At 73.0% G+C, this 12,634-nt stretch carries 10 protein-coding genes; 4 read left to right on the top strand and 6 right to left on the bottom strand.

The window, feature by feature from the left end; translation table 11 throughout:
• Nucleotides 1-36: 36 nt before the first annotated feature.
• Together MDN94_RS05465 and purU are read left to right on the top strand one after the other, a co-directional pair.
• Entirely contained in the window at nucleotides 37-483 is a 447-nt protein-coding gene (locus MDN94_RS05465) for an SCO4402 family protein (protein WP_482727010.1), read from the top strand.
• A gap of 45 nt (nucleotides 484-528) precedes the next feature.
• Entirely contained in the window at nucleotides 529-1,380 is an 852-nt protein-coding gene (gene purU, locus MDN94_RS05460) for a formyltetrahydrofolate deformylase (RefSeq protein ID WP_441265130.1), read from the top strand.
• An 18-nt stretch (nucleotides 1,381-1,398) separates the two neighbouring features.
• Here purU and MDN94_RS05455 read toward each other — a convergent pair whose 3' ends face one another.
• The 3 genes from MDN94_RS05455 to MDN94_RS05445 are packed head-to-tail and all read right to left on the bottom strand — an operon-like array spanning nucleotide 1,399 to nucleotide 7,575.
• Complete coding sequence (locus MDN94_RS05455; RefSeq protein ID WP_482724827.1) at nucleotides 1,399-2,676, bottom strand: extracellular solute-binding protein; 1,278 nt, start codon at nucleotides 2,674-2,676, stop codon at nucleotides 1,399-1,401.
• A gap of 7 nt (nucleotides 2,677-2,683) precedes the next feature.
• Nucleotides 2,684-3,916, bottom strand: coding sequence for a hypothetical protein (locus MDN94_RS05450; RefSeq protein ID WP_482724826.1), 1,233 nt, complete (start codon nucleotides 3,914-3,916; stop codon nucleotides 2,684-2,686).
• Nucleotides 3,913-7,575: a tetratricopeptide repeat protein gene (locus tag MDN94_RS05445; protein ID WP_482724825.1), complete on the bottom strand. Its 3,663-nt coding sequence runs from the start codon at nucleotides 7,573-7,575 to the stop codon at nucleotides 3,913-3,915. Before MDN94_RS05445 ends, MDN94_RS05450 begins: the two co-directional genes overlap by 4 nt.
• 35 nt (nucleotides 7,576-7,610) lie before the next feature.
• On the opposite strand from MDN94_RS05445, the gene MDN94_RS05440 reads away from it, so the two are divergent.
• A complete protein-coding gene (locus MDN94_RS05440) occupies nucleotides 7,611-7,916 on the top strand; it encodes a trypco2 family protein (RefSeq protein WP_482724824.1) in 306 nt (101 codons plus the stop codon).
• A gap of 61 nt (nucleotides 7,917-7,977) precedes the next feature.
• On the opposite strand, the gene MDN94_RS05435 is transcribed toward MDN94_RS05440, so the two are convergent.
• Complete coding sequence (locus MDN94_RS05435; protein ID WP_482724823.1) at nucleotides 7,978-8,967, bottom strand: ArsR/SmtB family transcription factor; 990 nt, start codon at nucleotides 8,965-8,967, stop codon at nucleotides 7,978-7,980.
• Between the two features lie 56 nt (nucleotides 8,968-9,023).
• Between MDN94_RS05435 and MDN94_RS05430 the strand changes: the two genes are divergently transcribed.
• Nucleotides 9,024-10,466 carry an MFS transporter gene (locus MDN94_RS05430; protein ID WP_482724822.1) on the top strand — a complete coding sequence of 481 codons (1,443 nt, stop codon included), beginning with the start codon at nucleotides 9,024-9,026 and terminating at the stop codon, nucleotides 10,464-10,466.
• Here the strand turns inward: MDN94_RS05430 and MDN94_RS05425 are convergent.
• Nucleotides 10,463-11,839, bottom strand: a complete 1,377-nt coding sequence (locus tag MDN94_RS05425) for a maleylpyruvate isomerase N-terminal domain-containing protein (RefSeq protein WP_482724821.1) — start codon at nucleotides 11,837-11,839, stop codon at nucleotides 10,463-10,465. The two genes, MDN94_RS05430 and MDN94_RS05425, sit on opposite strands and share 4 nt — an antisense overlap.
• 44 nt (nucleotides 11,840-11,883) lie before the next feature.
• On the bottom strand, nucleotides 11,884-12,465 hold the full coding sequence (locus MDN94_RS05420; RefSeq protein WP_364599567.1) for a sigma-70 family RNA polymerase sigma factor: 582 nt from the start codon (nucleotides 12,463-12,465) through the stop codon (nucleotides 11,884-11,886).
• Nucleotides 12,466-12,634 lie beyond the last annotated feature (169 nt).

Raw genomic sequence — 12,634 nt, 5'->3', positions numbered from 1 at the left:
GTCAACCCTTCCCGTCGCGGCCGTCGCTCCTCCACCATGGGCGGCATGCCGCTCAACGACATGCCCTGGTGGCGCTGGCGCAGCAACGTGCGCTCGGCGCTGCACATGCTTTCCGACCCCGTCTTCCATCAGGAGTGCTGGCTGGCGGGACGCGAGGGATACGGCGACGTCACCGACGCCGTCTACCGTCTGGTCGAGGACACCTGGCTGGACAACTGGTCCGCGGAGAAGTACGTCGGGACGATCTTCCGCGACTCCGGCGAGGCGGCGCTCGTCGACGTCGCCGTGCTCCGGGTGCTGCGGATCATGCACCAGGTCGGTGCCGACGCCCCGGTCTCCGCGTACATGGAGCACCACGGCTGGTCGGAGGCCGTGCGGGCGGCGCGGGACGCGCACGTCCGGATGGCCACGAGCGACGGGGAGGACCCCGACACCCCGCCGCGTTCCCTCGAGGTGCTGCGGATCATGACGCGGTCCGCCTGACGGACGTGGTCCTGGCCGGACGGCCGGATGTGGCAGGCTACAAGGATGACCGACCAGTACGTCCTGACGCTCTCCTGTCCTGACAAACAGGGCATCGTGCACGCTGTCTCGAGCTACCTGTTCATCACCGGCTGCAACATCGAGGACAGCCAGCAGTTCGGTGACCGGGACACTGGTCTGTTCTTCATGCGGGTCCACTTCTCCGCCGAGGCCCCGGTGACGGTCGACAAGCTGCGCGCCAGCTTCGCCGCCGTCGGCGACGCCTTCCAGATGGACTGGCAGATCCATCTCGCCGACGAGCGGATGCGGATCGTGCTGATGGTCAGCAAATTCGGGCACTGCCTGAACGACCTGCTGTTCCGTTCCCGTACCGGCGCCCTGCCCGTCGAGATTGCGGCCGTCGTCTCCAACCACACCGACTTCGCCGAGCTCGTCGCCTCCTACGACATCCCGTTCCACCACATTCCGGTCACCAAGGACAACAAGGCGGCCGCCGAGGCGCAGCTCCTGGACCTGGTGCACGCCGAGCAGGTGGAGCTGGTCGTCCTCGCCCGCTACATGCAGGTGCTCTCCGACGACCTCTGCAAGCAGCTCAGCGGCCGGATCATCAACATCCACCACTCCTTCCTGCCGAGCTTCAAGGGCGCCAAGCCCTACCACCAGGCGCACGCCCGCGGTGTGAAGCTCATCGGCGCGACCGCCCACTATGTGACGGCCGACCTCGACGAGGGCCCGATCATCGAGCAGGAGGTCGAGCGCGTCGGCCACGAGGTCACCCCGGAACAGCTCGTCGCGGTCGGCCGCGACGTGGAGTGCCAGGCGCTGGCCCGCGCGGTGAAGTGGCACGCCGAGCACCGCATCCTGCTCAACGGCCGCAGGACCGTCGTCTTCGCCTGACAGGTGTCCGACCGCGTCCTATCCGTGGACCGGGGTGCCGCACAGGTCGTCCAGGACGAACGCCTTCTCCTCGTTCTGGAGCCGACGTTCCGCCTCCAGCTGCATGAGCAGCCGGTCCAGCAGCGCCTCGTCCCGAGGGCGGACGACGAACTCGAGCACCGCCCGGTAGAACGCGTCACGCAAGGTCGGCGGCATCGCGTCGGAGGCGTCGAAGCAGATCCGGCTCGCCGAGCGGAACAACCGCTGGACGTCCCTGGTGGCCGACGGCCCCGCCGAGAGTGCCGTGGCGCCCGGGAAGAACGGCCGCTCACCGGGCAGCGCCGCGGCCGCCCAGCTCTTACGGGCCTCCTCGGAGGTGAGCCGGTCGAGCAGGTCCCAGGCTGCCGCACTGCTCCTGAACACCGCGGCCATGTCACCCGACACCGCGAAGGCGTTCTCGTCCACCTCGTCCTCCTCCGCGGCCGTCAGCCTGTCCAGGTAGTCGGCAGTCGGCAGGGGCCGCACGTCGTCGCCGTAGTGCCTGCGGATGAAGGAGCCCTGGTGCTCATGGGTGCAGTCACCGCGGTTCAGGAGTCCGTGGCGGCGGTCACCGATCACCGCGAAGTCGTGCAGCCATCGGGCCTCGGGGGTGCGCCCGCCCGCTGTGAGCATCCGTGCCCACTCCTCCCAGACCGCGCGGGTCTCCTCCCAGGGCATCCTGCCGGTGGCCCATTCCTCGTACTTCGCCGAGCCCCTGCGTTGAAGCATCAAGTCCTCGATCCAGTCGGTGCCCGGCCAGCCGGAGGTGGCGCCGGAGCCTAGTCCCACGCACCACACGGGGGCTGAGTCCGCCACCTCCCTCCTGCTCCACACCAGCGACTTGAGGTCCACCCGGATGGGAGCCCAGTAGGCGCGGGTCCTCGCCTGGCCGCCCGCGTCCTGCACCGTGACGGTGGGCGCCCAGGGGGTGACGGCGGCCCCCGCGACATGTTCAGGCAGCGGACGGAGATCGCCCGCCCTGGCGTACTCGGCCAGCTCGCCGGGGCTGTTGAGGATCGCCACGTCCGGCGGCGCGCCGGCCTGGAGCTGGGCGACGAGGGTCTCGCGCAGCGAGCGGGTGCCCTTGTAGACGTAACGGTTCCCGGTCTGCTGCTCGATGCTGTTCAGCGCTCGTACGAAAGGCTTCTCCTCGCCGTCGGTCCACGGGCCGAGCACGACCAGGGTGCGTTCCTCCGGCGGGCCGTCGCCGCACCCGGCCGTGGCCACGGCGAGCAGAACACCCGCGAGCAGCGTTCTCAGGCCCCTGCGTCTCCTCATGAGTTCCTCACGCGTCGGTGGACGTCCGTCGGGTGCGGGCCGGCGGGTACGGCCTGCCGTAGAGGTGGAGCGTGACGCCGCAGGCGATGGCCCCGAGTCCCGCGGCCGGCACGGTGATGCCCGCCGTGAGCGACCAGCCGTCCGGGTCCGCCACGCTCATCCGCGCGTACGCGGCGTCCGCCGCCCGCTCGATCGCCCGCGGGGCGGCCTCGTCCGTTTCCACGTCCGCCAGTTCGGCGACCTGCGCGTGCACGTCGTGCTGGGCGTCGTGCTCCTGGGCGCCGCCGAACGCCAGCAGCAGCGGCGTCACCAGCACCGGCAGCGCGCCCGCCGCCAGCTGGAGGCTGACGAGCCGCAGCCGGTCCCGCAGGAACACCGCCGTGCCGACCGTCATGAAGCCGAACAGCGCGGTCGTGACCACGGCCGCTCCGGCGGCTGTCAGCGTGAGAGGGCTCCAGGCGGCAAGGTCGCCGCTCTCCTGCCGCAGCAGGCTCTCCATCTTCTGGATCCGGTCCAGCACGGTGGTCGGTTCCTGCTCCTCCTGCGGACTCGTGCCCGGGCTGCCGAGCAGTCCCGCCGCGTACTCGACACCGGCCGTGCGCAGCAGTTCGCTGGACCGGTTGCGGTCGGCCCAGGCGATCTTGTCCCCGTAGGCGACGACGAGCCCGGACACCACCCGCAGCTCCTGTTCCTGTCCCCGGCCGAGGGCACCGGTCAGGGCGACCCGGTTCAGGCTCTGCGACGCCTCCGTCAGCCGGGAGCGGTACGTCTCGCCGAGCTCGACCCGACCGGCGTGCCCGGTCTTCAGCAACCGCAGCTCGGCCTGCTCCCGCGCCAGGACCAGCGACGTACGGGCCTGCGCCAGTCCCTCCAGCGCCGGCACCGACCGGTGGCGCAGCCGGTCCGAGCGATCGTGCACGTCGCTGTACGCGGCGGCACACAGCGCGAGCGCGACGAGCGCCAGGGCGGGCAGCACCAGCATCCGGCGCCGCAGGAACGCGGCCGTCGCCCGCCGCCCACCGGGTCCCCGCCCGGTGGCCCGCGCCCACAGCCCGGGCCCGAGGATCCGCCAGGCCCTGATCCACGGGGCGGGCTTCGTTGCGGGCGGCCGGCGCACCGCAGCGACCGGACGCCGCCACAGCGCGGGCACCCTTCGCCGCGCGGACGGCCGCACGTCACTCCCGCCGGCCTTCCCTCGGGCGGCGTCCGCCGGCGGGCCGGTGTACGGGCGCGTGGTCATGAACGGCCCCCGAGGGTCGGACGGCGCAGCCAGGGGCCGCGGTCGTGGTGGCGGGCATGGCGCAGACCGAGCGGGCGGGTGCTGTACGCGTTGTCGAGGAGCGCCTCCGCGAGTGCGGCGCGCTCCGCGGTGTCCGTGTCCGGTACCTGTTTCGCCAGTTGGCGGTAGCTCGCGGACAACTGCTCGCGCAGTTCCCGTTCGGTCCGCGGGAGCGGGACGGCCGACGGCAGCGCGGCGCGCACCCGCTCGAGCACCCCGCCGCCCTGTGACCGCACCAGCTCCAGCAGTTGCTCCAGCAGCTCCGCGGTGAGCCGTTCCTGCGCCTGCCGGTCGGTGAGCCCTTCGTGGCCCGCGAGCCGGTGCAGGGCGGCGTGGGCGCGCACCGCGGAGGCGACCGTGGGCGTGCCGGCGTGGATGCGCACCATCGCCGTCCGCGCGGCCGTGCGGTGCCGCGAGTCGGGCGGGACACCGTCGAGGGAGGCCAGCGCGCGGTCGGGGCTGTGCCGGGCGAGATGGATACGGGCCAGCCCGAACGCGGCGGCGCCGAGGGCGTGGTTGCGCCGCCACACCGCGTCGTAGAACAGCATGGCCTGCTGCTCGTGCGCCTCACGCGCGGCCGGTGCCTCGGGCGCGCAGGCCCGCTCTCCGGTCCGCCACTCGTCGGCGAGCTTCTCGTGGCAGTAGCCGAGGGCGAGCTTGGGGGCGTACTCGCCGGGGATCGCCGCGTACACGGTGTCGAAGCAGTTCAGCGCCCTGTGCAGCCTGCCGTGGGCCAGCTGCGCCAGACCCTGGTGCCAGTCCAGGCGCCAGTCGTAGCGGGCCCGGTCGCCGAGCAGCCGCCCGGCCCTCTCCAGCTCCACCGCGGCGGTCACCAGTTCCTTGTCACGGCCGTGCCGGCGGACACCGGCCAGCTCCAGGTGGAGCCGGCAGCGCAGCAGATGCAGCTCCGGCGACGGCAGCCACTCGTCGCTGAGCTGGAGCAGACCGGCCGGATCGTCGTAGGAGGTGCGCTGGAGCTCCTTCCAGTTGGGATCCTGCACGTCGGCCTTCGGCACCGGCAGGGCCACCGCCGCCTCCGCCGGCTCCGGCACATGGGCGCCCAGCCGATCGGCCGTGCCGTCGGCCCGCCAGCGCTCCAGCGGCGGCGGCTTGCCCAGCCGGCCGTCCAGCGCGATCGCGGCCGAGTGGAACAGCGGGGACGGCTCGAACGTCTCCTCGTCCAGTCGCAGCGACCGCAGTTCGCGCAGCACACCGCGCAGCTGGACGGCCATCTCCTGCGCGGAGGCGTAGCGCCGCCTCGGGTCGGTGGCCGTGGCACGCGCGAGGGCGCGCCGGAGCGATTCGGTGCCGAGGTCGGACGGTGGCGCCGGGTCCTTGGCGAGCAGCTCACCGAGGACGGCGCCGACGGTGTACAGGTCGCCCGCGGTGGTCATCCCGCCGCCGGGTCCGCTCTCCGGCGGCCGGTGGCTGACGGGTCCCGGTGCTTCCGGTTCGCGTACGCCCGCGACGTCGATGAGTTTGATGCCGGTGCCGCAGTGCAGGACGTTGGTGAGCGAAAGGTCGCCGTAGACCAGTTTCTCCTCCTGGTGCAGGTGGTCGAATGCCTCCAGCACGAGCAGCCCGTACACGACGATGAACTCGCGGACCCGTGGCCCGGCGAACGGCTCGACGCTGCGGGCGATGCGGGAGCCGACCCACGACAGGGATGCCCCGTCGGCGAACTCCATCACGATGAACTCGGCCGATGTCGGCTCGTGGCGCGCGTAGTTGACCACCCGGATGACCGAGGGATGGTTGAGGCTGACGAGCCGCAGCCGCTCCTGGTGGGCCTGGAGCACGGCCGCCGGATCACCGGGGTCGAGGATGCCCTTGAGCGCGACGGGACGGTTCTCCAGGAGCAGATCGCGGGCGAGGTACACCTTGCCGTGGCTGCCCTGCCCGATGGGCCCCACCACCTCGTACTGCTGGTGCAGCCGCTCGCCGCCCGCGAGGCGGTCCCCGGCCTGCTCGGTGACCAGCGCGTCCGGGTCGCGCACGGCGACGGACGGCAGATCGGTCAGTCCGTCACCGGGCGGCCCCACGACGAACTCCCGGGGACCCGTCGGACCGGTGAGCTCCTGTTCGGCCGTCTCCGCGTCGATCAGCGCCGACTCGATGTCGACGGCGCAGCGGAACAGGGCGTGCGGCTGTTCCGGGGAACCGTTCAACGGGCCCGCCGGGCCGAGTTGTTCCAGCATCCGGCGCAGTCGCGGGGCCAGGGCGGCGGGCCGCCGGCCGGACAGCTGCCGCAGTCGCTGCTCCGTCTCCGCGAGCCGGCTCACCCGCGTGCCGAGCCTTTCGGCGCGGCGGGCGGCCCAGTCGGGGCCGAGGAGTGCGTCGCGCACCCGGGCGAGGAGGGGTGAGCGGGGGTCGCTGAAGACGAGCAGGAGCCGGCTCTGGCCGCGGGCGAGGAGCGCGGAGAGGAGCCGCAGCATCTCGTCGTCGGTGGAGGCCGACCGGTCGACGGACAGGAAGGCGGCGATCAGCGGCGGGCTCTCGGCCGCGATCCGTCCGATCAGGTCCCCGTCCGTGTCGCCGGCACCGGCCGGCAGGCCGTCCGGGAGGGGATCGAGGCCGATACGGTCCGCCGTGTCCCTGGCCAGTTCCGCCACGGTGCGGTTGGTGGCGTCGACCGCGATGTCGATGCTGCCCGCCTGCGGCTCACCCGCGCCCCGCCCCGGGCCCGTCGCGCTGCCGCGGGCGGACGGCGCGTCCGGAGGGCTCTGCTCACGGTCGGCGAGGGTGAGCACCGATCTGACAGTGTGCAGCAGGTCGTGCTGCCCCTCGCCGGCGAACACGGGCTCCACCGGGTCGGTGTCCGGGGCGCCGTCGAGCCAGCGCGTCAGCCGGCGGTGCAGCCCTGTGACACGTCCGGAGGCGGTCCTGTCGTGGGCGACCGCGACGTCGTGCGACACGGCCGGCTTCCCCGTGACCGTGAGCCCCAGCCGTTCCAGCGGCAGGTGCTTCAGCACCGTCTCGGTCGGGATCATGTACGCGTGGTCCCGGCGCACCCGCGCCTGCGGCGTGCCGAACTGGTGCGCCACGATGCCGATGACCCGCCGCGAACGGCTGTGGACGACGGCGCATCCGCTGTAGCCGCGCCGCACCACGTAGGGCGCGTTCAGCGCGTCGAGCTGCACCCACTCCGGCGTCGGAGCGGGACCGCCGCGCCCCATCAGCCGGGCGTCCAGGTGCTCCCCGCCGGGCAGGTCCTCCGGATATCCGGTGAAATGCACCATGTCGCCGCGTGCGGGGATCTGCCGGTGCAGGACGGCGTGCGGCACCGCCGGTTCCTGGTCCAGCTTGAGCAGCGCCAGGTCCCCGCCGAACTGGCCCGTCGGCATGACCAGGTACTCCCTGAGCAGCCGGGCCCGCAGGGCCTCCGTGGTGTTTCCGGCCGGGGCATGGGGTACGTCGACGTAGACCTCCTCCAGCGGGGTACGGATGCCGGAGGAGTCCGGGCGCATCAGGACGACATGCGCGCAGGTGAGCACCAGGCCGCCGGGGAGCAGCACCCCGGCGCCGAGCGGCCGGCCCGCCCGATCCGGTCCGCGGAGCAGACGTACCCGCCAACTCTCTTCGTGGATCTGGGAGTTGGATGTGCGAATCGGCTCGCTCATACTGCTCACGATAACTACGGGAGACGGGGGACGCGATGGCTGAGCGTGACGAAACGGCGGTCGTGGGGCTGGCTGAGGTCATAGGGCAGGTCCGTGACGAACTCGAGCGGGCCCAACGGGCGGGCGAGGGACGCGATCTGCGGTTCAGCGTGGAGAGCGTGCACCTGGAGTTCGCGGTGCAGGTGCGCCGGGAGGGCAGCGGGCGGGCCGAGCTGCGGATCGGGGTGCTGACGGCCGGCGGCGGCGGCTCCGCGGCGCGCGACACGACGCACACCATCCAGGTGGAGCTGAAGCCGCACGGACCGGACGGCGACCCGCACATCAGTGTCGGCGGCGAGTGACGCGGCACGGACCGCCGTCGGCCCCGGCGGGTGCTGACGCACCGCGCGTACCGCCCGGGGTTCAGCCGGCCACCAGCGCCTCGCCCACGCTCGTACGGGCGTAGAGCACCACGCGACCCGTACGGTGCGCGCTGACCAGACCCGCCGCGCGCATCGCCGTGAGGTGCTGCGACACACCGCCCGCCGACAGGCCGGTACGGCGGGCCAGGTCGGTGGTCGACGCCGGGGCCGCGAGCTCGGCCAGCAGCAGGGCCCTGCTGCGGCCCAGCACACCCGCCAGGGCGTCGGAGAGCGGTTCCGCCCGCGCTTCCCACAGGGTGGCGGTGCCCCGCGGCGGGTAGCGCAGAGTGGGCTGCCAGTCCGGGCTGTCCACGTCGGAGAAGATCCGCGGCCCGCCGAAGACCGATGGCACCAGGACCAGCCCGCGGCCGTCCAGACGCCGTTCACCACGTACACAGCGGTGCAGCACCTGCAACGTCCCCGATTCCCACGTGACCCGCGGATCGAGGTCGTCGAAGAGACGCCGGGCACCGCCCTCTGCGAGGCGCTTGGCGCGATAGAGGATGTCGCCCTCGACCACGGTGAGGATCCGCGCCCAGTACGGGGCCATCGCCACCTCCCAGTAGGTGGCGATCACGTCCGCGAGCCGCGCGAGACCGCGATCCGGGTCCGCGCGCAGTGCGGCGACCCCCTCCCTCGCGGCGGGCGTCGTCGTACGGAGCAGTTCGTGCGGCATGGAACGCAGCGCCGCCAACTCCACGTCGAGCGAGGGCTGCGGGGTCGTGGGCGGCGCCACCAGGAAGCCGGGGACGCCGGCCGGCGGCGGGCCGATGAGCGAGGACAGCGGGGCGAGGTCCAGCTTCGCGGCGGCGAGAGCGGGCCGTACCCGCTCCGCCCACGGCCGGTGCGCACCCGGCCCGGTGTCCCTGAGCACCCGCACGCTCGCGACCACCTCCCACAGCGGCGAAACGGCGAAGCGTATGCGGGCCACGTCCTCGGCGGAGAAACCGATCTCCAGTGTGCCGCCCTCCGGGCGGCTCTCCAGCACCATTCGGCCGAGGCTAAATCATTGGAGCCCGACGTGGAGTCCGGGGCAGCGTACGGACCATGACCAGCGACAGTCCCTGGCGCTCCCGTGACTTCCGCACACTCTTCACGGCCACCGCCTTCAGCCAGCTCGGCACCAACATCGGCTACGTCGCCGTCCCGCTGATCGCCGTGTCCGCGCTCGACGCGAGCGCGGGCGAGGTCGGTCTGCTGGCGACGCTGAGCACGGTCGCGTTCCTCCTCATCGGCCTGCCGGCCGGTGCCTGGGTGGACCGGTTGCGCCACCGCCGGGTGCTGATCACCGCGGACCTCGTGCGGGCCGCCCTGTTCGCCTCCGTGCCGTCCGCCTGGGCGCTGGACGCCCTCACCCTGGAACACCTCTACGCGGTCGTCCTGCTGAACGGCTGCGCCACGGTCTTCTTCGACGTCGGCTCGCAGAGCATCCTTCCCCGGCTGGTGGGCCGCGAGAGCCTGGTACGGGCGAACGCCGCCGTGGTGAGCCTCCAGGCCGCGGGCAATGTGGCGGGCCGGGGCGCGGGCGGCGGGATCGTGCAGATGTTCACGGCGCCGGTGGCCGTCATCGGCGTCGGCGTCCTCTACCTGGCCTCGGCCGTCCGTCTCGCGCTGCCGTCGGCGGGCCGTACCCGCACGGAGACGGACGGTGTCGTCCCGCGGGGGGTGAACGGCGGGCGCGCCGCGGCGCGCGGCGGACTGGCGGCGCAGATCGCGGAGGGACTGCGGCACGTCCTGCGCAACGCCGAACTCCGCGCACTCGCCCTCACCGCGTCCCTCACCAACCTCGGTTCACAGATCGTCAACACGCTCCTGCCGGTGCTGTTCACCCGCGAACTCGGCCTGTCCGCCGGTGTGCTCGGCCTCTACTGGGCGACGGGCGGCGCCGGCATCCTCCTCGGCGCGCGCTGTGCCCGCCCCGTGGCCCGCCGTTTCGGCCACGGCCGTACCCTCGGCGTCGCGGGACTTGTGATGGCGCCGACCGCGCTGCTCGTGCCGCTCATCGACCGCGGTCCCTGGCTGTGGTTCGCCGGGGCCGGATGGATGCTGGTGACCTTCAAGATCGGCGTCGACAACGTCCTCGGGGTGAGCCTGCGCCAACGGCTCACGCCGGACCCGCTGCTCGGCCGGATGAACGCCACCTTCCGCTTCATGCTCACCGGCGCGATCGCCGTGGGTTCGGCCGTGGCCGGCCTGATCGGTGAACTCGCGGGTCTGCGCGTCGCGATGTGGGTGGGCGCGGGCTGCCTCACGCTCGCCTTCCTCCCCGTCTTCCTCTCCCCGGTGCGCCGCCGAGAGGAACTGCCGCAGCCGTGGGCGTCTGCCCGGACGGCGGGCGGCACGCCGAAGGAGCGGACGCCCGGCGCCTGGACTCTTTCGTCCGGGACCACCCGAACCCGCCCCGCCCGACGGAGGCCGGCCCCGGAACCAGGGAACCGGCCCCGGGCCGTCCGGCCGATTACCGGGGTGATCCGGCAGTGGTTCTCCTAGAGCCGGCTCAGGGCCGCCGCCGCGAACAGCACGTCACGGATGGCCCGGCGATCGCCGTCCTGGCCCGCGGCGGCCTCCTGCGGGGAGACATGTCCGGCCACCAGTTTGCAGAACTCGACGCTGTCCAGGGCCACTTGGGCGACCGACTTGTCCGGTGAGCCGACTGCCGCAGGGGAGTCCAGGGCGATGTACCAGCTGCCGCCGCCGGAGCCCTCGACCTCCAGATGGAGCGACCGTCCGGGCGCGCCCGCAGCCACCAGTTGCTGCGGCGGCGCAGCCAGCCCCGCGCGCCTGCGCTCCGCGAGGGCCGCGGGCAGCAGCCGCGCCGCGAGGTCGATCATCCGGTTGAGGTGGGCGCCGCTCGGCGGTGCGTACGGGTAGTCCACCGCGTCGGCGATGTCGTCCGCATGGATCCAGCACTCGAAGGCACGGTCGAGCAGTGCGTCCCGCAGCGGAAGCGCGAAGGAGCCGTACGAGACGGACATTTCGGCGACGCCCGGACCGGCGAACGACACGGTGCGGATCAGGTCGTGGCTCTGGTCGCGCCACGGTTCGCGGATCGTGCCGGTGGCCGGCAGTTCCCTGTCGTCCCAGAACGCCTCGGTGCGCGCGGTCGGCAGGAGCGGTGCGTGCGGCCCCAGCGGGTCGTCGAGCCCGATCGCCCCGGCCACTGTGCCGTCGACGGTCAGCAGGTGCCCGATGACACCGGCCACCGTCGTGCGGCGGCTCATTTGGCGTTCGCCCTCGAACCACTTGAGCCGCACCGGCGCGTGCCACTCCGAGTCCCCGATGTCCCGGAGCAGCGCGTCGAGCCTCGCGGTCTCCGCGTCGTACGGATCGGCCCAGTCGGGCACGGGGATACGGGCGGGTCTGCGGCCCAGGCAGTTCTCCAGCACCCGGAAGCGCAGCAGGGGGTCGAGGTCCAGGTCCCGGTCGGTGTGCAGCAGCCCGACCGCGTCACGCAGCCGCAGGGCCTCCTCCGCGCACGGGGCGCAGTCGCCGAGGTGCTCCTCGACGGTGGCGGTCTCCTCCGCGGAGCACGCGGACAGGGCCCAGGCGCCGAGCAGGGACTTCAGTACGCCGTGCGAGGGGGCGGCGGGGGCTTCGGGAGCGGCGGGTGTGTCACCGGCCGCGGGATCGTCGGCGGTGGACGCCCCGTTCACCGAGCGGTTCCCGGAGTCGTCGACCGCGCCGTTCGCCCCGCTGCCCGCCGCGCTGCGGGTCGTGCCGGACCCGGCCGCCGGGCAGGGGCCGTCCATGGCGTCCGAGGGTCCGCCGCCGGGAGCCGACTCCGGAGGAACGGGCGGTGCCGGCCGGTACGCGTCCGGACGGAGGTCGTCCGCCGCGGCGCGAGGGGACGGGATGCGCGGCACGCCCCGCACTTCTTCCCCGTCGCCACCGCTGTCCGGGGGGCCGTTCACAGCGCTCGTCCGTACCCGGGCGGTGACGAGCCCTCGAGTGAGCGGGTGTGCGCCGTCGCCAGCAGTTGCAGGCCCAGCCTCAGCCGCCGACGGGCCTCGTCCTCCGTGACGCCGAGGTCGGCGGCGGTCTGTCGGTAGTCCCTGCGCTGGAAGTACGCCAGCTCCAGCGCGGCGCGCAGCGGGGCGGGCATGGACGTCACGATGTAGTCGGCCCTGGCCGCGACGGCGGCCCTGCGCACCTTCTGCTCCAGTTCCTCCGCCGTGCCCCCGCCGCCCTCGGCGAGCGCCGCCGCCTCGCTCTGCCGCAGCCGGTGCACGGCCTGGCTGTTGGTGAGTCGCGCGACCCAGGAGCGCATGGAGCCCTGCTTGGGGTCGTAGGCGTCCGGATTTTCCCATATGTACCCGAAGACTTCGCGGGTGACCTGGTCGGCGGCCTCCTCGTCGTCGAGTACGCGATGGGCCTGGCTGTGCACGAGCGCGGCGAACTTGTCGTACAGCTCACCGAGCGCCGCGGCCTCGCCGCGGGCCAGTCGCTGCTGCATCCTGCGGTCCCAGCGCGGTGGTGCGTCCTTCGCCATACCGCCCCCAAGCTCTGCGCTCGCTCCGTGCCTGCCTCTGCCCTCGTGACTGTTGCTCCCTCGAATGTAGTGCGCCGGACGAAATACGCACGTGCCTTTGCGTCAAGTACGGTCCTGCCGGCGTCCGGGATGGTAGGGCCGCGTCCGGGGAAGAACCCCCTGGGGGCGA

The organism is Streptomyces sp. WAC00040 (assembly GCF_056835925.1).
Note: the sequence above shows the minus strand (reverse complement) of the source record. Positions and strands in the feature narration are given on the sequence as shown.